Origin of the sequence: Stenotrophomonas sp. TWI1149, from assembly GCF_039673155.1 — a bacterium.
GTDB lineage: Bacteria > Pseudomonadota > Gammaproteobacteria > Xanthomonadales > Xanthomonadaceae > Stenotrophomonas > Stenotrophomonas maltophilia_AA.
Map to the genome: position 1 here is coordinate 213,369 of NZ_JBDJLB010000006.1, position 18,080 is coordinate 231,448.

An 18,080-nucleotide genomic window follows, 5' to 3' on the forward strand; every position below is an offset into this window, starting at 1 on the left:
AGGCCGGAGCGGAACGTCAGGGCAACGATGTTCAGTCGCGGTGCCGGCGCGCAGGTTCGGCCGTGTCGGCCGATTCCTGAAGACGCGGCTCGAACGGATAGAACGCGGCCTGCGGTGCCTGCGTGGAGAAGCTGGCATTGAGCGCGCCGCCCGCGGCCGGGGCCAGGCTGGAGCGCGGCCACGGTTTGGCCTGCAGATTGCCCACCTCACCGAACGGGAACTGGCGCGCAGTGGCCGCCGGTACGGCCGGCGTCAGCGGCGCCTGGCTGGCGACCGCACGCTGCGGCTCGGCACTGCGCTCGGCAGCGCTGCGTGCCGCCTGCTGGGTGCGGGTGGCACTGGCGCGGCGCGCATTGGCCACGTCCTGGCGGCGGCTGGCGGCCGCCACGGCTGCAGCCGGAACCGCCGCTACCGCCAGCGCCTGCTCGGCGGCAGAGGCCTCGGTCGCCGGCGCGGGCGCGGGCGGCAGCTCGGCCTGGCTGGCGATGATGGTGGTCGGCGCGTCCAGCGCCGGGTCCGGCAGCTGCTCGCGGGTCATGAACATCGCCACGGCCGCGACGGAAGCGGCCAGTGCCGCGCCACCGCCCCAACGACGCCAGCCGCCACGGCGTTCCTTGCGGTCCTGGCTGCGCTCGACATTGGCCTGCATCGCTGGTGCCGGCTCAGCGACCACGGAAACGCGGACCCGCTCGGCGAAATCGACCGGCGCCGGTGCGCAGGCCTGCCCGCGCAGCACATCACCGAGCATCTGCCAGCGCTCGTTGCAGCTGGACAAGGTCTCATCGTGTTCCAGCCGACGCAGCATGAAACGGGCTTCATCGGCCGACAGCTCGCCGTCGATCAACGACGACAGCTGCTGCCGGTAATGGGCGTCGAATTTATCGGGGGACGCGCCCCGGGAAGCATCATTGGACATATCGTGGCTCATGCGCGGCTCTTCTCGCGGGTGGCGCTGCCCACATCGAGCAGCGGCCGAAGTTCAGTGTCGATCGCCTCGCGGGCACGGAAGATCCGCGACCGCACGGTGCCGATCGGGCACCCCATCTTCTGCGCGATTTCGTCATAACTCAGACCCTCCACCTCGCGCATGGTGATGGCCGAGCGCAGTTCTTCAGGCAGCGCGGAGACCGCCTTCATCACCGTCTGCTCCAGCTCCTGGCGCATCAACTCGCGCTCGGGCGTGTCGGTGTCGCGCAGGCGCGTGCCGCTGTCGTACTGCTCGGCGTCCCCGATCTCGATGTCATCGGTGGGCGGGCGGCGGTTGTGGGCGGCGAGATGGTTCTTGGCAGTGTTCACGGCGATCCTGTGCAGCCAGGTATAGAACTGGGCGTCGCCCCGGAAACTGCCGATCGCGCGATACGCGCGGACGAAAGTGTCCTGGGCCACGTCCTGACATTCACTCCAGTCCGCGATGTAGCGCCCGATCAGCGCGATGATCCGATGCTGGTACTTGCGTACCAGGACATCGAACGCCGCGCTCTCGCCACGCTGCACACGTCGGACCAGCTCCAGGTCCAGCTCCTGTGGTGTTTCAACCTCGGCCATGGGGGGCCGCACTCCTGTCAGCCCAACCGACGTCGGGCAATGAGACTGCCAATCCCGGGAAAAGTTCAGCGCGCGATCACACCGCGCCGCACCAGCTTTTAACCACCGTTCCGTTAAGGTTTCCGATCCAGGCAATGGATCGACGGCTTCTCTCCCCCAGCTATAGGGATTTGACGGGGAGGAAACAACCTCTGGATCATAGCCCCCTTCTCCATACACAACCGGATGGAACGTTCCCATGCTCTCAGGCTTCGATGGGCTCCGCTTCTCGCATTGGCACCCGCAGATCCGTGACGATGGCGTCGTCGTGCTCAGCCTCGACCGCCAGGACAGCAGCGTCAATGCGATGTCGCAGGACGTGCTGCTCGAACTGGGCGACCTGATCGAGCGGATCGCGATGGACCCGCCGAAGGCGGTGGTGATCCAGTCGATCAAGGCGGCCGGCTTCATCGCCGGGGCGGACCTGAAGGAATTCCAGGAATTCGACCGCCGCGGCACCGTCAATGACGCGATCCGCCGGGGCCAGAGCACCTACCAGAAGCTGGCCGAGCTGCCCTGCCCGACCGTCGCCGCGATCCACGGCCATTGCCTGGGCGGCGGCACCGAGCTGGCCCTGGCCTGTCGTTACCGCGTGGCGTCGAACGATCCCTCCAGCCGGATCGGCCTGCCGGAGACCCAGCTGGGCATCTTCCCGGGCTGGGGCGGCAGCTCGCGCCTGCCGCAACTGGTCGGCGCACCGGCCGCGATGGACATGATGCTGACCGGCCGCAACCTGTCGGCCTCGGCCGCACGCAACATCGGCCTGGTCGACAAGGTGGTCGCACCGGCCGTGCTGCTCGATACCGCCGTGTCGCTCGCGCTGAAGGGCACCACCCGCCCGTTCAAACAGCGCGCGACCGCCTGGATCACCAACACCTGGCTGGCCCGCAGGCTGCTCGCCCCGCAGATGGCCAAGCAGGTCGCCCGCAAGGCGCGCAAGGAGCATTACCCGGCGCCGTACGCGCTGATCAACACCTGGGCACGCACCGGTGGCAGCCCGATCCAGACCCGTCTGGATGCCGAACGCCGCGCGGTGGTCAAGCTGGCCGGCACCCCGACCGCCCGCAACCTGATCCGCATCTTCTTCCTGACCGAACGCCTGAAGGCCCTCGGAGGCAAGGACCACGGCATCCAGCACGTGCACGTCGTCGGTGCCGGTGTGATGGGCGGCGACATCGCCGCGTGGTCGGCCTACAAGGGCTTCAACGTGACCCTGCAGGATCGCGAGCAGCGCTTCATCGACCCGGCCATGGAACGCGCGCAGGCGCTGTTCGCCAAGCGGGTGAAGGACGACAGCAAGCGCCCGGCCGTGGCCGCGCGCCTGAAAGCCGATCTCGCCGGCGAGGGCGTGGCCCAGGCCGATCTGGTGATCGAAGCCATCATCGAGAACCCGGAGGCCAAGCGCGAGTTGTACCAGTCGCTGGAGCCGAAGATGAAGGCCGATGCGCTGCTGACCACCAACACCTCCTCGATCCCGCTGGACGAACTGCGCGACCACATCCAGCGTCCGGCGCAGTTCGCCGGCCTGCATTACTTCAATCCGGTCGCGCAGATGCCGCTGGTGGAAATCATCCATCACGACGGCATGGCGCCGGAGACCGAGCGTCGCCTGGCCTCGTTCTGCAAGGCGCTGGGCAAGTTCCCGGTACCGGTTGCCGGCACGCCCGGCTTCCTGGTCAACCGGGTGCTGTTCCCGTACATGCTTGAAGCCGCCACCGCGTATGCCGAAGGCGTGCCGGGCCCGGTGCTGGACAAGGCCGCGGTCAAGTTCGGCATGCCGATGGGCCCGATCGAACTGCTCGACACCGTCGGCCTGGATGTGGCGGCCGGCGTGGGCAAGGAACTGGCGCCCTTCCTCGGCCTGCAGGTGCCGGCCGCACTGGCGACCGTGGAACAGGGCAAGCGCGGCAAGAAGGACGGCCAGGGCCTGTACAAGTGGGAGAACGGCCGCGCGCAGAAGCCGGACGTTCCCGCCAACTACGAGGTGCCGGCCGATCTGGAGGACCGCCTGATCCTGCCGCTGCTCAACGAAGCGGTGGCCTGCCTGCACGACGGCGTCGTCGCCGACGCCGATCTGCTCGATGCCGGCGTGATCTTCGGGACCGGTTTCGCCCCGTTCCGCGGCGGCCCGATCCAGTACATCCGCGCCACCGGTGCCGACGCCCTGGTCGAACGCCTCAAGGTCCTGCAGCAGCGCCATGGCGACCGTTTCGCCCCGCGACCGGGCTGGGATTCGCCGGTGCTGCGCGAACCGGTGATCTGAGGATCGCCGTGACCTGAAACGACGACGCCACCGCAGGGTGGCGTTGTTGTTTCCGCCGCCGGCGCGCAACCAGAACACCCTGTTACCGATACAGGCCTCCCACCCCCACACCCCGCATGCGATCCTCCCGCTCTGTCCCCGCCAGCGAGACCGCCCGCATGACGACCATCATCGCCCCCCGTATCCATGACATCGGTGGCCTGCAGGTGCGCCGCGCCGTGCCGACCCTGCAGGCGCGCAGCGTCGGCCCCTTCGTCTTCGTCGACCAGATGGGCCCGGCCGTGCTCTCCCCCGGCACCGGCATCGACGTGCGCCCGCACCCGCACATCGGCCTGGCCACCGTCACCTTCCTGTGGTCCGGCGCCATCGGCCACCGCGACACGCTCGGCTCGGACCAGGTCATCCGCCCCGGTGACGTCAACTGGATGACCGCCGGCCGCGGCATCGCCCACTCCGAACGCACGCCCGCCATCGAGCGCGAACACGACCATCCGCTGCACGGCATGCAGACCTGGCTGGCGCTGCCGAAGAGTGCCGAAGAGACCGATCCCGCGTTCTACCACCATGCCGCCGACACCCTGCCCCAGCAGCGCCGCAACGGTGCGTGGCTGCGCGTCATCGCCGGCCGCGCGTACGGCGAAGAATCCCCGGTCAAGGTGTTCGCCGATACCCTCAACGTCGCCATCGATCTCGATGCCGATGCGGAAATCGACCTGGATACCGGCCACGCCGAGCGTTCGCTGTACATCCTCGAAGGCCAGGCCCAGCTCGACGGCGTGGACGTTCCCGCCCAGCACCTGATCATCCCCGAACCCGGCGCCCGCGGCCGCCTGCGCGCCAAGACCCCGATCAAGGCGATGCTGATGGGCGGCGAGCCGCTCGATGGCCCGCGCCATCTCTGGTGGAACTTCGTCTCCAGCTCCACCGAGCGGATCGAGCAGGCCAAGCACGACTGGGAATCCGGCCGCTTCGGCACGATCCCGGGGGACGACAAAGAGTTCATTCCGCTGCCCACGTACTGAACCGCACACCCGGCGGCCAACCGTTCGTCGGGTCTTGACGCGACCGTCACCCCGATGAACCCGGATTCAGCTACGTTGCGCCTGCCCACCCCGGGCATAACGTGGAGCACGTCGATGAGCATGGGCAAACGTCTGGCCGCCGAGTTCCTGGGCACGTTCTGGCTGGTGTTGGGCGGGTGTGGCAGCGCGGTACTGGCCGCCAACTTCGGTGGCGATGGCAATCCGCTGGGGATCGGTTTCGTGGGCGTCGCCCTGGCCTTCGGCCTGACCGTGCTGACCGGCGCCTATGCGTTCGGGCATGTCTCCGGCGCGCACTTCAATCCGGCGGTCAGCGTCGGCCTGTGGGCCGGCGGCCGCTTCCCGGCCCGTGACCTGCTCCCCTACATCGTCGCGCAGGTGCTCGGCGGTGCGCTTGCGGGCTTCATCCTGCTGCAGATCGCCTCCGGCGCGCCCGGCTTCCAGATCGATGGCAGCCAAGCCGGCGCGTTCGCCAGCAACGGGTATGGCGCACTCTCACCGGGAAGCTACAGCTTCGCGGCCGCGTTCCTGTGCGAAGTGGTGCTGACCGCCTTCTTCCTGATCGTCATCATGGGCTCGACCCACGGCAACGCACCGGCGGGCTTTGCCCCGATCGCGATCGGGCTGGCCCTGACCCTGATCCACCTGATCAGCATTCCGGTCACCAACACCTCGGTCAATCCGGCCCGCTCCACCGCCGTGGCCCTGTTCGCCGGCAGCGGTGCGCTGAGCCAGCTCTGGCTGTTCTGGCTGGCGCCGCTGCTGGGCGGCCTGATCGGCGGCATCGTCTACAAATGGATGGGCGCGGCGCCCCGCTGAGGATCCGGCCGGGCGGCCTCGCGCTTCCCGGCCCGCGGTGCGGAAAGGTTCACCTGAAACCGTTATTTGTACACTGAGTCACATTCCGTTAAGGTCCGGATCACTCGTCCGACACTGACGGCAGCGAGTCATCCGGTATGCGCGCGGGGAATGCGCCACCACGGCCTGGGTTGTCGACGGCCGCCGGAATGCCTGTCAGCGACGGACGCGATCATCGACCCTGGGGGAACCATGAACGTCCTGCGCGCTGTCGTGTGTGTGTGTCTGCTGATGTCTGCCGGCGCCGTTGCGGCGCAGTCAACCAGCGAGTGTCCGTCCCTGCCCGCCAGCAGCGGCTTGCAGTGGCAGGAACTGGCCCAGCGGGACCTGATCCTGTGCAAGGCCAGGACCGCCGATGGGCGTGAAGTGCTCAGCCTCACCCTGAGTGCCCGCAACCCCGAGCTGCCGTTGAACCGCGCGCTGCGCCAGGAAAAAGGCAGCTTCGCGGGTGAAACGCTGTACTGGTACCAGCCCGACCTGGGCGGCCAGAAACCGCCGGGCTACGACACCCGCCGCATTACCGTGGTGAAGTTCGACAGGAACCGCTTCGCGCAGATTGCGTTGTACGCGGGCGACAGGAGCGAACTGGGTTCGCTGCAGTCGCTGGCGCAGGGCATGAACCTGACGCCCTCGGCTGTCGCCGCCGGGCGCTGAGGAAGAGGCCGGGACGGTGCACCGCACACATCCCGGAAGCAACGGTAGCGCCGACCGCTGGTCGGCGCCTCCCACCCTGTCAGGTGTCATGCGGCTGCCGGCCTGCGACCGGTGCGCATGTGTCTCAGAAGCGGCCTTCCTGGAAATCCACGAAGGCCTGCATCAGCTCCTGCTTGGTGTTCATCACGAACGGCCCGTGCCGCATGACCGGCTCGCGCAGCGGACGGCCCGCCACCAGGATCAGGCGCGCACCGGTTTCGCCCGCGCGCAGGGTCAGCTGCTCACCGCCGCCCAGCACCGCCATTTCCTGCTTGGCCACCGGGCGCGCATCGTCGCCCTCGCCGATCTCCAGCCCCCCTTCGAACACGTAGGCAAACGCGTTGTGGCCATCAGGCAGCGTGTAGCTCCAGCCCGCGCGCGCCTCCAGGGTGATGTCCAGATACACCGGGTCGGTGGCCGGCTGCACGATCGGCCCGACGGTGTCACCCACCTGCCCGGCGATCACCTTGACCTGCACGCCCTCGGCCGGCGCCGTCACCGGGATGTGGTCCGGCGCGAACTCCTGGTATTTCGGGTCCGTCATCTTGTCGCGCGCCGGGAGGTTCACCCACAGCTGGAAACCGCGCATCTGGCCGGATTCCTGCTCGGGCATCTCCGAGTGGATCAGGCCGCGTCCGGCGGTCATCCACTGCACGCTGCCCGGCGTGAGCAGGCCCTCGTTGCCGTGGTTGTCCTTGTGCCGCATCCGGCCGTCGAGCATGTAGGTGACGGTCTCGAACCCGCGGTGCGGATGGCTGGGGAAGCCGGCGATGTAGTCCTCGGCACGGTCCGTGCCGAATTCATCCAGCAGCAGGAACGGATCCAGGTCGGGCAGCGATGGCCCACCGATGACCCGCGTCAGGCGGACGCCGGCGCCATCGGAGGTGGCCATGCCACGGATGGTGCGCAGCACGCGCACCGGGGTTGGGCTGCTCATGGTGACTCCAGGGTCGGTGATCTATCGACAAGATGGCCTCGCCGGCCCCGCCGGCCAACCGTCATGCCCGCAACCGATTGTTCCAAGCGTGATGTTCCGATGACGTGCACGGGCACGCTCCCCACCCACCCTACGACCAAAGTACTAGCGGCAAGCCCCCGCCATTGCATTGACCCCGTCAGTGCCAAGGCGGACTCTTACGACGATCTCCAGGGAGACGCAATCTCATGAAAGGTTTTTCGAAACTGGGTTGGGCAGTCATCGCACTGCTTGGCGCATTCTGTCTAGGCACCGTCGCGCTGCGCCGGGGTGAACCCATCAATGCGCTGTGGATCGTCGTCGCTGCGGTCTCCATCTATCTCATCGCGTATCGCTTCTACAGCCTGTTCATCGCCGACAAGGTGATGCAGCTCGATCCGACCCGGGCCACGCCCGCGGTGATCAACAACGATGGCCTGGATTACGTCCCGACCAACAAGCACGTGCTGTTCGGCCACCACTTCGCCGCCATCGCCGGTGCGGGCCCGCTGGTCGGGCCGGTGCTGGCCGCGCAGATGGGCTACCTGCCCGGCCTGCTCTGGCTGGTGGTGGGCGTGGTCGTGGCCGGCGCGGTGCAGGATTTCATGATCCTGTTCCTCTCCAGCCGTCGCAACGGTCGCTCGCTGGGCGATCTGGTGCGCGAGGAAATGGGGCCGGTGCCCGGCACCATCGCCTTGTTCGGTGCCTTCCTGATCATGATCATCATCCTCGCGGTGCTGGCGATGGTGGTGGTCAAGGCGCTGGCCGAAAGCCCCTGGGGCATGTTCACGGTCATCGCGACCATGCCGATCGCGATCCTGATGGGCGTGTACATGCGCTACATCCGCCCGGGCAAGATCGGTGAGATTTCCGTGGTCGGCCTGATCCTGCTGCTGGCCGCGATCTGGTTCGGTGGCAAGGTCGCCGCCGATCCGGTCTGGGGCCCGGCCTTCACCTTCACCGGCATCCAGATCACCTGGATGCTGATCGGCTACGGCTTCGTCGCCTCGGTGCTGCCGGTGTGGCTGCTGCTGGCGCCGCGCGATTACCTGTCCACCTTCCTCAAGATCGGCACCATCGTGGCGCTGGCGATCGGCATCCTGATCGTCATGCCGGAACTGAAGATGCCGGCGCTGACCCAGTTCGCCGCCAGTGGCGACGGCCCGGTCTGGAAAGGCGGGATGTTCCCGTTCCTGTTCATCACCATCGCCTGCGGCGCGGTGTCCGGTTTCCATGCGCTGATCGCCTCGGGCACCACGCCCAAGCTGCTCGCCAATGAGCGCCACATGCGCTACATCGGCTACGGCGGCATGCTGATGGAATCGTTCGTCGCGGTGATGGCGCTGGTGGCCGCCTCGATCATCGATCCGGGCATCTACTTCGCCATGAACGCGCCGGCCGCCGTGATCGGTCCGGATGCGGTCTCCGCTGCGGCCTACATCAGCAATACGTGGGGCTTCATCATCACCCCCGAGCAGCTGGAGGCGACGGCCGCGGCCATCGGTGAGCCGACCATCCTGCACCGTGCCGGTGGCGCACCGACGCTGGCGGTGGGCATCGCGCAGATCCTGCACGAGGCGATCCCGAGCGGCAGCAACGCGATGATGGCGTTCTGGTACCACTTCGCGATCCTGTTCGAAGCCTTGTTCATCCTCACCGCGGTCGATGCCGGTACGCGTGCCGGTCGCTTCATGCTGCAGGACCTGCTGGGCAACTTCATCCCGGCCCTGAAGAAGACCGAATCGTGGACCGCCAACATCATCGCCACCGCCGGCTGCGTGGCGCTGTGGGGCTACCTGCTCTATACGGGCGTGGTCGATCCCTTCGGTGGTATCCAGACCCTGTGGCCGCTGTTCGGCATCTCCAACCAGATGCTGGCGGGTATCGCACTGATGCTCGGCACCGTGGTGCTGTTCAAGATGAAGCGTGACCGCTTCGCCTGGGTGACCGGCGTGCCGGCGGTGTGGCTGCTGATCTGCACCACCTATGCGGGCCTGATCAAGATCTTCGACAGCAACCCGGCACAGGGCTTCCTGGCCCAGGCACACAAGTACCAGGACGCGATCGCCACCGGCACCCTGACCGCGCCGGCCAAGACCGTCGGCCAGATGCACCAGATCGTGGTCAACGCCTACGTCAACACCGGCCTGACCGTGCTGTTCCTGTTCGTGGTGTTCTCGATCCTGTTCTACGCGATCAAGACCATCTTCATGGCCCGCCGCACCCCGCAGCGGACCGACAGGGAAACCCCGTACGTGGCACTTGAGCCGCACCAGATGGCGGACCTGTGATGAGTACCGAACTCGTCCCCGCCGGTCAGTACCAGGCCCACCGCCGCATCTGGCGGCGCCTGGTGCAGACCGCGCGGCTGTGCTGCGGCATTCCCGACTACGACAACTACGTCCGGCATGTGCTGGAGAAGCATCCGGACCGCGTGCCGATGGACTACAAGACGTTCTTCCGCGAGCGCCAGGAGGCGCGTTACAGCGGCAAGAACGGAGGACGTTGCTGCTGAGGCTGCAGCGTCCGCACGGTCCCGACCGTTGATCGGGATCACCGCTACAAAAAAACGGCGGCGCGAAAGCGCCGCCGTTTTTGTTGGGCCGCCCTGCGGCCGGGACCCGCCACGACCGTGGGGTCGTGACGCCTCGATCCCGCCTTACGCGCCGGCCATCCACTTCAGGATCAGGCCGGTCACATAGGCCAGCCCGGTCCCGGTGGCATAGCCCACGGTGCCCAGCAGCACGCCGACCGGGGCCAGCGACGGATGGAATGCCGCGGCGACCACCGGGGCCGATGCGGCTGCACCGATGTTGCCCTGCGAGCCGATCGCGAAGAAGAACAGCGGTGCGCGCAGCAGCTTGGCGGCGATCCACAGCACCAGGATGTGCGTGAGCATCCAGATCGCACCGAGCGCGAACAGCCACGGACGGTCGAGCAGCGAGAGCAGATCCATCTGCATGCCGATGCAGGCGATCAGGAAATACAGGAACAGCGTGCCAAGACGCGACGCACCGGCCGACTCCAGGCGCCGCGCGCGGGTGAAGCTCAGGCCCAGGCCGAGCGCGGTGGACAACAGCACCACCCAGACGAACGCGCTGTCCAGGCTGAACTGGCTGGCCCAGCTCACGTTGGCCTTGAACCAGCCGCTCAGCGGTGCCGCGATGGCATGCGCCAGGCCGACACCGCCCAGTGCCACACCGACGATCACCATCAGGTCGGTGAGGCTGGGAATGCGCGCGTTCTGCGCTTCGTAAGCGGAAATCCGGGCCTTCATCTCATCGATGGCGCGGGTATCGGCCCCGTTGCGCGCATCGATCTGCTGGGCGCGGTTGGCCAGGAACAGCAGCACCGCCATCCACAGGCTCGCGCAGGCCACATCGACCACGGCGAACTGGCCGAAGGTCGTCGCATCGGTGCCGAACACTTCACGCATCGCCACCATGTTGGCGCCGCCGCCGATCCAGCTGCCGGCCAGGGCCGCCATGCCTTTCCAGGTATCACCGGCCACGGTGGCCGGGTGGATCCAGGACATCGCCTGGAACGACACGATGGCGCCGAGGATGATGCCCAGCGTGCCGGCGCAGAACATCACCAGCAGCTTCGGGCCGAGCTTCATGATGCCCTTCAGGTCGATCGAGAGCGTCAGCAGCACCAGCGCGGCGGGCAGCAGCACGTCACGGGCGATCGGGTTGTAGAGCGAGGTGTTATGGCCGTCGATGAGGCCGGCGGTGTTGTAGATGGCCGGGATGAAGTAGCACAGCAGCAGCGCCGGCACCCAGGCAAACACCTTCTTGAGCAACGGCGTCGGGCCGCTGGCGGCCCAGAAAATCACGGCGAGCGTGGCGGCGATCAGGCCGAGGCCGACGATGTCATTGGTGATCAGGGCAGTACTGGGTTCGGTCGGCATCACGCCATCCTCTGTCGATCGAAGGGATAAAAAAAAGCGCCGCATAGAGCGGCGCCTCCGGAGCTTAACATTGTCTTCACGAGGCCACACTTTGCAGCGCAGCGATCAGGGCGGTGACGACGCTGGCAGCGAGCCCCTGTCACTGCGTTCCGGCAGCGAAGCACCCAGATCGAGGATCACGCAGGTTCCGCGCGGCACGCAGGGCTGGATCTGCAGCGCCCAGCCCAGGTGTTCGCAGAGCCGGGCGATCAGCTCCAGGCCGATCCCGCTCAGTTCGTTGCGGTCGCCCCGCGCCATGCGCGCGTGCACCGCCGCGATCTCCTCCGGGCTCATGCCGAGCCCCGGATCCTGCAGGGTCACCACCGCCTGGTCGGAGACCTGGATGTGGATGGTGCCGCGGCCACTGTTCTCGATCGCGTTGCGCAGCAGGTTGCCGATCGCTGCCTGCACCACGCCCAGCGGGGCGATGATGTCCACCCGCGCCAGGCCATCGATCTCGATGCGCAGGTCCTTGTCGCCCATCAGGTGACGATGGTCTTCAATGATGTCCGGTACCAGCAGGTCCAAGGGAATGCGTTCGCCCAGTGCGGCCAACCGCGCAGGATCGCGCGCGAGCACCAGCAGCAGCTGGATCAGCTGCTCCACGCCCTGGGCCGTGCGATGCACGCGCTGCATCTGCTGTCGTGCACGCTCCGGGATGTCAGGCTGGCCGAGTGCCAGCTCCGAGGCCCCGGTGATCACCGCGATCGGCGTACGCAGCTCATGGCTGGCCGTGCTGATGAAGACGCGCTCGCGCTCGACGAACTGTTCGTTGCGCGCCAGGTAGTCATTGAGCGCATTGGCGATGACGTACAGCTCCGAGCTGGCACGCGGGTCCACCTCCACCCGCTGCCCGGGAACACCCGGGTGCAGCTCATCGATGCGCCTGGCCAGCGAGCTCAGCGGGCGCACCAACCGGCCGACGCCGAAGGACGCCATCAGCACCGTGACGATGATCATCAGCACGCCGGCCAGCAACACCCAGCGCGTGGCGAACTGTTCCAGCTCATGGAAATCGTTGATGTCCAGCACCAGCGCCAGCCGCCCCAGCTGCGGGGTCTCGCGGATCATCACCGCACTCTGGCGGTCATTGACCATCACCCCGTCGTGCAGGCCCGGGTGCAGCGTGCGCAGGCTCTCCGGCACCGCAGGGCTGCCGTTGATATGGAACAGCCGCAGGGTGTCCGAATCCTGCCAGCGGTAGTGCGGCTCGTGTTCGATGTGGTTGACGATGCTGTCCAGCTCGGAATTGAGCAGCGCGCGCCATGCCGAGTGCTCGGCGTGTTCATGCACATAGTTGCCCACGCTGAACACCGCCAGCGAGATCAGCGCCAGATAGCCCAGCAGCCACCACACCATGCGCCGGTGCATCGGCGCTGGCTTGGCCACGCGCTTATGCCACTGCATCGGAACTGTCCGCAGCCGACACGCCCAGGCGGTACCCCACCCGCGGCAGGGTATGGATCAGCTTCTGCTGGAACGGGCCATCCACGCTGCGGCGCAGCTCGTAGACATGCGAGCGCAGCAGGTCGCCGTCGGGCAGCTCGTCGCCCCACAGCGCGAACTCCAGCTGCTGGCGGGTGACCGCCCCCGGGCTGGCACGCATCAGCACTTCCAGCAGTTTGCGGCAGGCCGGATACAGGTGCAGCGGCTTGCCGTCGCGCTGCGCCTCCAGCGTGGCCAGATCCAGCCTGAGGTCGGCCACCTCCAGCAGCTTGCGCGGGTTGCGCCCTTTGGCACGCACCATCAATGCTTCCAGGCGCACTTCCAGCTCCGGCAGCGCGAACGGCTTGGTCAGGTAATCATCGGCGCCTGCGCGGAAACCGGCGATCTTGTCCGGCAGCTCGTCGCGGGCGGTCAGCATGATCACCGGCACTTCGGAACCGTGGTCGGCGCGCAGCCGTCGCAGCACTTCCGGGCCTTCCATGCGCGGCAGCATCCAGTCCAGGATCAGCGCGTCATAGGGCTGCGACACGGCCAGATGCAGCCCGGTCACGCCGTCGGGCGCGACATCGAGCACATGGCCCCGGGATTCGAAGTAATCGAAAAGATTGGCAACCAGCTGACGGTTGTCTTCAATGACCAGCAGCCGCATGGGAGACTCTCTTGACCGGTTGGGCGCATGGTAGCGGGAACCGTGTCGGAATCCGGTCGCAATGGGGTGGTTACGACGCTTTTCCTACGCTGTCGGGGAGACAGTGGCTGTTTTGCCGATGAGCCTGGGCGTGACCGAATCCTTCTTCCTGCGGCGCTGGCCGCGTGTGCTGGTCTGCCTTGCCCTGCTGGTGGCGCTGGCGGCCGGCATCGGCCTGCGCCAGCCCTCGCCGCCGGATGAGCCGCGTTTCGTGCTGGCGGCCCGTGCCATGGTCGACTCCGGCCAGTGGCTGCTGCCCCACCGCGGCAGCGAACTGTATGCGGAAAAACCCCCTGTTTTCATGTGGATGCAGGCGGCCAGCCACCAGTTGTTCGGCGGCTGGTCCCTTGCCTTCCTGGTGCCCTCGCTGCTGGCTGCCCTGCTGACCCTGTGGCTGACCTGGGATCTGGGTCGGCGGCTGTGGAGCCGGCGCGTCGGCGGGTGGGCGATGCTCGCCTTGTTCAGCTGCCTGCAGTTCGGCCTGATGGCCAAACGGGCCCAGATCGACATGGTGCTGGTGGCGATGACCACCCTGTCGCTGTGGGGGCTGCTGCGCCACCTGCTGGAGGGTCGCAACCGGCCGGCGCTGTGGCTGGCCGGCTTCGCGGCCGGTCTCGGCACGGTGACCAAGGGCGTCGGCTTCCTGCCTCTGCTGGTGCTGGTGCCGTTTGCCCTCTGGCGCTGGCGCACCCGTGCCACGGCGCTGCCGCCGGGCGCCGCGCGCGATCTGTGGTGGCTGCTGCCGGCGTTCCTGCTCGGCACCGCGGTCTGGCTGGCGCCGTTGGGGGTGGCACTGCTGCACTCGCCCGATCCGGCCCTGCACGCGTATGCGCGTGAACTGCTGTTCAAACAGACCGGCACCCGCTACGCCAACGCCTGGCACCACGTAAAGCCGGCCTGGTACTACCTGCAGGTGATGGCGACCTTGTGGCTGCCCGGCAGCCTGCTGCTGCCCGCGCTGATGCCGGCATTGTGGCGGCGACTCAAGCGCCTGGACGGGCGCTGGTGGCTGCTGCTGGGCTGGGCCCTGCTGGTGCTGGCCTTCTTCAGCGCCAGCCCTGGCAAGCGCGAGGTCTACATCTTCCCGATGCTGCCCGCGCTGTGCGTGGCCGCCGCGCCCCTGCTGCCCGGGCTGCTGCGTCGTGCCGGGCTGCGTTGGCTGCTGTGGGCCTATGTCGTTCTGCTTGGCGCGGCCGGGTTGTACATCGGCCTGCAGCTCTGGAACGGCAGTGCGTGGGCGCATGCGCAACTGGCACGGCGCGCCATGCCCGACAGCCTGCTGCCGGTGCTCGGCGGCTGGCTGCTCGCCTTCGGCGTGCTGCTGCTGGCCTTGGCACTGTGGTGGCGGCCACGCCGTGTCGGCGCGCTGGTGGTGGCGACGTCATGCCTGCTCTGGAATCTGTATGGCTGGGTGCTGATGCCCACGCTGGATCCGTACAGCTCCGCCTCCGCCGTGATGCGGCAGGTGGGCGCGCGGATCGGCCCGCAGGCCGAACTGGGCGTGGTCGCCTGGCGCGAGCAGAACCTGCTGCAGGCCGACCGCCCCGTCACCGACTTCGGTTTCAAGACACCGTGGGAGCAGCAATGGCAGGCCGCCGGCCCGTGGCTGGCGCAGGCGCCCGCGCAGCGCTGGCTGCTGGTGCTGGATGAAGCGATCAGTCCCTGCGTGGACCCCGCGGCCGTGATCGAGATCGGCAGCGCGAACCGCAACCGCTGGCTGCTGTTCCCGGGCACCGCGTGGCAGGCCGACTGCCACGCGGCGGTGACCGCGACCGACACCGCGCAGGACGAGGAAGACTGAACGGCCGGTCGCGCTTAACCGGCGGCCAACATCGCTCCGACCGCTCTCCGACACCCCGCTGACGACCATGGCGCCGGAATCTCCGCCGGCCCCTTTGTCCATGTTCCCAGCGTCCACCGTTGCTCTTTCCTCCGCGCCCGTTGCCACGGCCACGCCGGGTTTCCTCCGCAACCACCTCTGGGCTCCGCTGGCGTTGACCCTGCTCGCCAGTGCGGTGCTGATGGGCGCCGGGGGCGACCAGTGGCTGGCCGACCAGTGGTATCGCCTGGAAGGCCAGCAGTGGGCGCTGCAGAACGCCTGGCTCACCACGCATCTGATCCATCAGGCCGGCAAATGGGCCAGCAGTGTGGCGGCGCTCGTGGCGATCGTGCTGTGCTTCCACGCGTGGCGCAGCGAGCGTGCGGCCGGGTGGCGCTGGCCGCTGCTGTACCTGGTGCTGGCGGTCGCGCTGGGCACCGGTCTGGTCTCGCTGCTCAAGTCATTCACCAACATGGACTGCCCGTGGGATCTGACCCGCTACGGCGGCACCCGCGCGTTCATCGGCCTATTCGCCACCCGCCCACCGGGCATGCCGCGCGGGGTGTGCTTCCCGGGCGGGCACTCCAGCGCAGGCTTTGCATGGATCAGCCTGTACTTCTTCGCCCTGATGGTGCGCCCCGCCTGGCGCTGGCGCGGCCTCGCGGTCGGCCTGCTGGCCGGCGGCGTGTTCGGGATCTCGCAGCAGCTGCGTGGCGCGCATTTCCTCTCGCATGATCTGTGGACGCTGGCCACCTGCTGGGGGGTGTCGCTGGCCCTGTACCTGCTGGTGGAACGCATCCGCGTGCTCGAACGCAGCGCGGCGCCCGTCAGTGCGCAGGGAGACGTGGCATGAGCGCCGCCCTCCCGCGTGCTACACGCTTCCCGGCGCTGGCCACCCTGCGCGCCTGGCGCCCGCAGTGCACCACCGAGACCCTGATCCTGCTCACCAGCGTGTTCTTCGCGGTCGCCTGCAACGGCTTGTTCTGGCACAGCGCGATGGCGACCCACCCGGGCAGCATTGGATTCGCACTCTCGCTGTTCCTGTTCCTGGTCGGCGCGCACAGCCTGCTGATGGGGCTGCTGGTCTGGCGCTGGAATGCCAAAGTGGTCCTCAGCGTGCTGCTGATCTGCACCGCACTGGCTGCGCACTACATGGGCAGTTACCACATCTATCTGGATGCGGACATGCTGCGCAACGTGCTGGCGACCGATCACAAGGAAAGCCGGGAATTGATCACGCCCACCCTGATCCTGCCGTTGCTGCTGTTGGCCTTCGCACCCATGCTGCTGCTGTGGCGCGTGCAGCTGCGCCGGCGCACGCTGGGCGCGGCGCTGCTGTGGCGTATCGGTTTTCTGCTGCTCTCGGCGTTGATCGCCTTCGGCGGGGCGATGCTGTCCTTCCAGGAAATGTCGTCGCTGATGCGCAACCAACGCGAAGTGCGCTACCTGGCCACGCCCGGCAACGTCCTGCTCGGCCTGCCCAAGGCACTGCGCGGTGACAATCCGATCCAGCGCGCCCCCAAGCTGCCGATCGGCATGGATGCCAAGGCGACCCCGCATGCCGCCGGCAGCCGCCCGCGCCTGCTGGTGATCGTCATGGGTGAAACCGCGCGCGCGCAGAACTGGGGGCTCAACGGCTACACCAGGCAGACCACGCCGGAACTGGCCCAGGCCGGGGTGATCAACTTCCCCGACATGCATTCGTGCGGCACCAGCACCGAAGTCTCGCTGCCCTGCCTGTTCTCGCCCTACGGTCGCCACGACTACGACGAGAAGAAGATCCGCGCGCACCAGTCGCTGTTGCACGTACTGGACCACGCCGGCATCGCCACGTTGTGGCGCGACAACCAGTCCGGTTGCAAGGGCGTCTGCGAGGGCCTGGAGATGCAGGCACTGGACGATGCCAAGCACCCGACCCTGTGCACCAACGGGCGCTGCATGGATGAAATCCTGATCGACGACCTCGCCGCCCAGGTCCGCGCCAGACCCGGCGACCGCGTGGTGGTGCTGCATCAGCTGGGCAACCACGGGCCGAGCTACTTCGAACGCTATCCGGCACGCTTCCGCCGCTTCACCCCCACCTGCGATACACCGGACCTCGGCAAGTGCAGCCGCGCGCAGATCACCAACAGTTACGACAACGCGCTGCTGTACACCGATCACCTGCTCTCGCGCACGATCGGCACCCTCAAGGGCATGGACGACTACGACACCGCGATGATCTACCTCTCCGATCACGGCGAATCGCTGGGCGAGAAGGGTCTGTACCTGCATGGCGTTCCGTACGCGATCGCGCCGCAGGAACAGACCCGCGTGCCGATGACGATGTGGTTCTCCCCGTCCTTCGCCGCCAACCGTGGGCTCAACCTGGCCTGCGTGCGGGAGCGCGCGGGCAAGTACACCGATCACGACAATCTGTTCCCGTCGGTACTCGGACTGATGCAGGTCAAGACGTCGGTGTATGAACGTGACCGGGATCTGTTTGCGTCGTGCGAGGTTTGATCCGTTCGGCGCATAGGGTCCGGTGCCTTCAGCGAAGAGCTGCCCAGCTTTTCGGTCTTCCGTTTGGGTCGAGGCAGGCAAAGGCAGAACATTCGCTGAGACAGCCAACCTTCGCTCTGAGCGCCGTTGTTGTTCCCATGAGCACCGACCCACTGTCGACGGGGCGGTGTGGGTGGGTTGGCGGGACCGTTATGCGCCATGGATGGCGCATATCGAGCCCCCATGGACGGGTTCACGGCGGGTCCCGACAACCCACCCGCACCGACCCAAACCACGATGCAAT

Annotated in this window: 15 protein-coding genes; 9 read left to right on the top strand and 6 right to left on the bottom strand. The window is 67.5% G+C overall.

The annotated features are described in order from the left end of the window. Window positions 1-31 precede the first annotated feature (31 nt). Both ABE424_RS09245 and rpoE read right to left on the bottom strand, forming a co-directional pair. The gene (locus tag ABE424_RS09245) at window positions 32-928 is read right to left on the bottom strand and encodes a sigma-E factor negative regulatory protein (protein WP_346492421.1); all 897 of its coding nucleotides are present in this window, start codon (window positions 926-928) and stop codon (window positions 32-34) included. Then, entirely contained in the window at window positions 925-1,545 is a 621-nt protein-coding gene (gene rpoE, locus ABE424_RS09250) for an RNA polymerase sigma factor RpoE (protein WP_176989186.1), read from the bottom strand. Before rpoE ends, ABE424_RS09245 begins: the two co-directional genes overlap by 4 nt. A gap of 238 nt (window positions 1,546-1,783) precedes the next feature. On the opposite strand from rpoE, the gene ABE424_RS09255 reads away from it, so the two are divergent. The 4 genes from ABE424_RS09255 (at window position 1,784) to ABE424_RS09270 (ending at window position 6,399) form a co-directional block, all read left to right on the top strand. Next, window positions 1,784-3,847, top strand: a complete 2,064-nt coding sequence (locus ABE424_RS09255; RefSeq protein WP_346492420.1) for a 3-hydroxyacyl-CoA dehydrogenase NAD-binding domain-containing protein — start codon at window positions 1,784-1,786, stop codon at window positions 3,845-3,847. A 158-nt stretch (window positions 3,848-4,005) separates the two neighbouring features. Further along, window positions 4,006-4,869: a pirin family protein gene (locus ABE424_RS09260; RefSeq protein WP_346492419.1), complete on the top strand. Its 864-nt coding sequence runs from the start codon at window positions 4,006-4,008 to the stop codon at window positions 4,867-4,869. A 114-nt stretch (window positions 4,870-4,983) separates the two neighbouring features. Further along, entirely contained in the window at window positions 4,984-5,706 is a 723-nt protein-coding gene (aqpZ, locus tag ABE424_RS09265; protein WP_346492418.1) for an aquaporin Z, read from the top strand. A gap of 231 nt (window positions 5,707-5,937) precedes the next feature. Next, window positions 5,938-6,399, top strand: coding sequence for a hypothetical protein (locus tag ABE424_RS09270; RefSeq protein WP_346492417.1), 462 nt, complete (start codon window positions 5,938-5,940; stop codon window positions 6,397-6,399). A 124-nt stretch (window positions 6,400-6,523) separates the two neighbouring features. Here the strand turns inward: ABE424_RS09270 and ABE424_RS09275 are convergent, their stop codons facing one another. After that, window positions 6,524-7,375: a pirin family protein gene (locus tag ABE424_RS09275; protein WP_346492416.1), complete on the bottom strand. Its 852-nt coding sequence runs from the start codon at window positions 7,373-7,375 to the stop codon at window positions 6,524-6,526. Between the two features lie 227 nt (window positions 7,376-7,602). On the opposite strand from ABE424_RS09275, the gene ABE424_RS09280 reads away from it, so the two are divergent. After that, entirely contained in the window at window positions 7,603-9,684 is a 2,082-nt protein-coding gene (locus tag ABE424_RS09280; RefSeq protein ID WP_346478676.1) for a carbon starvation CstA family protein, read from the top strand. After that, window positions 9,684-9,908, top strand: a complete 225-nt coding sequence (locus ABE424_RS09285) for a CstA-like transporter-associated (seleno)protein (protein WP_019183464.1) — start codon at window positions 9,684-9,686, stop codon at window positions 9,906-9,908. The genes ABE424_RS09280 and ABE424_RS09285 overlap by 1 nt, the downstream gene beginning before the upstream one ends. A 144-nt stretch (window positions 9,909-10,052) precedes the next feature. On the opposite strand, the gene ABE424_RS09290 is transcribed toward ABE424_RS09285, so the two are convergent. From ABE424_RS09290 to ABE424_RS09300, 3 genes are all read right to left on the bottom strand, one after another. After that, window positions 10,053-11,303, bottom strand: a complete 1,251-nt coding sequence (locus tag ABE424_RS09290; RefSeq protein WP_346492415.1) for a DUF819 family protein — start codon at window positions 11,301-11,303, stop codon at window positions 10,053-10,055. A 105-nt stretch (window positions 11,304-11,408) separates the two neighbouring features. Then, on the bottom strand, window positions 11,409-12,749 hold the full coding sequence (locus ABE424_RS09295; protein ID WP_346492414.1) for a HAMP domain-containing sensor histidine kinase: 1,341 nt from the start codon (window positions 12,747-12,749) through the stop codon (window positions 11,409-11,411). Continuing rightward, window positions 12,736-13,437, bottom strand: coding sequence for a response regulator transcription factor (locus ABE424_RS09300; RefSeq protein WP_346492413.1), 702 nt, complete (start codon window positions 13,435-13,437; stop codon window positions 12,736-12,738). The genes ABE424_RS09295 and ABE424_RS09300 overlap by 14 nt, the downstream gene beginning before the upstream one ends. A 118-nt stretch (window positions 13,438-13,555) precedes the next feature. Here ABE424_RS09300 and ABE424_RS09305 point away from each other — a divergent pair, with 118 nt between their 5' ends. The 3 genes from ABE424_RS09305 to ABE424_RS09315 all read left to right on the top strand — a co-directional run bounded on the left by ABE424_RS09305 (window position 13,556) and on the right by ABE424_RS09315 (window position 17,797). Continuing rightward, a complete protein-coding gene (locus tag ABE424_RS09305; protein WP_346501884.1) occupies window positions 13,556-15,277 on the top strand; it encodes a glycosyltransferase family 39 protein in 1,722 nt (573 codons plus the stop codon). 220 nt (window positions 15,278-15,497) lie between these two features. Then, the gene (locus ABE424_RS09310) at window positions 15,498-16,148 is read left to right on the top strand and encodes a phosphatase PAP2 family protein (RefSeq protein WP_346492461.1); all 651 of its coding nucleotides are present in this window, start codon (window positions 15,498-15,500) and stop codon (window positions 16,146-16,148) included. Then, window positions 16,145-17,797: a phosphoethanolamine--lipid A transferase gene (locus ABE424_RS09315; protein ID WP_346492411.1), complete on the top strand. Its 1,653-nt coding sequence runs from the start codon at window positions 16,145-16,147 to the stop codon at window positions 17,795-17,797. The genes ABE424_RS09310 and ABE424_RS09315 overlap by 4 nt, the downstream gene beginning before the upstream one ends. Window positions 17,798-18,080: the final 283 nt, after the last annotated feature.

What these genes read in the sequence shown, in the direction of transcription:
- ABE424_RS09290 (WP_346492415.1), bottom strand. Translation starts at nt 11,303, where the DNA reads ATGCCGACCGAACCCAGTACTGCCCTGATCACCAATGACATCGTCGGC.
- ABE424_RS09260 (WP_346492419.1), top strand. Translation starts at nt 4,006, where the DNA reads ATGACGACCATCATCGCCCCCCGTATCCATGACATCGGTGGCCTGCAG.
- ABE424_RS09285 (WP_019183464.1), top strand. Translation starts at nt 9,684, where the DNA reads ATGAGTACCGAACTCGTCCCCGCCGGTCAGTACCAGGCCCACCGCCGC.
- ABE424_RS09245 (WP_346492421.1), bottom strand. Translation starts at nt 928, where the DNA reads ATGAGCCACGATATGTCCAATGATGCTTCCCGGGGCGCGTCCCCCGAT.
- ABE424_RS09310 (WP_346492461.1), top strand. Translation starts at nt 15,498, where the DNA reads ATGGGCGCCGGGGGCGACCAGTGGCTGGCCGACCAGTGGTATCGCCTG.
- ABE424_RS09305 (WP_346501884.1), top strand. Translation starts at nt 13,556, where the DNA reads ATGAGCCTGGGCGTGACCGAATCCTTCTTCCTGCGGCGCTGGCCGCGT.
- rpoE (WP_176989186.1), bottom strand. Translation starts at nt 1,545, where the DNA reads ATGGCCGAGGTTGAAACACCACAGGAGCTGGACCTGGAGCTGGTCCGA.
- aqpZ (WP_346492418.1), top strand. Translation starts at nt 4,984, where the DNA reads ATGAGCATGGGCAAACGTCTGGCCGCCGAGTTCCTGGGCACGTTCTGG.
- ABE424_RS09280 (WP_346478676.1), top strand. Translation starts at nt 7,603, where the DNA reads ATGAAAGGTTTTTCGAAACTGGGTTGGGCAGTCATCGCACTGCTTGGC.
- ABE424_RS09300 (WP_346492413.1), bottom strand. Translation starts at nt 13,437, where the DNA reads ATGCGGCTGCTGGTCATTGAAGACAACCGTCAGCTGGTTGCCAATCTT.
- ABE424_RS09255 (WP_346492420.1), top strand. Translation starts at nt 1,784, where the DNA reads ATGCTCTCAGGCTTCGATGGGCTCCGCTTCTCGCATTGGCACCCGCAG.
- ABE424_RS09295 (WP_346492414.1), bottom strand. Translation starts at nt 12,749, where the DNA reads ATGCAGTGGCATAAGCGCGTGGCCAAGCCAGCGCCGATGCACCGGCGC.
- ABE424_RS09270 (WP_346492417.1), top strand. Translation starts at nt 5,938, where the DNA reads ATGAACGTCCTGCGCGCTGTCGTGTGTGTGTGTCTGCTGATGTCTGCC.
- ABE424_RS09275 (WP_346492416.1), bottom strand. Translation starts at nt 7,375, where the DNA reads ATGAGCAGCCCAACCCCGGTGCGCGTGCTGCGCACCATCCGTGGCATG.
- ABE424_RS09315 (WP_346492411.1), top strand. Translation starts at nt 16,145, where the DNA reads ATGAGCGCCGCCCTCCCGCGTGCTACACGCTTCCCGGCGCTGGCCACC.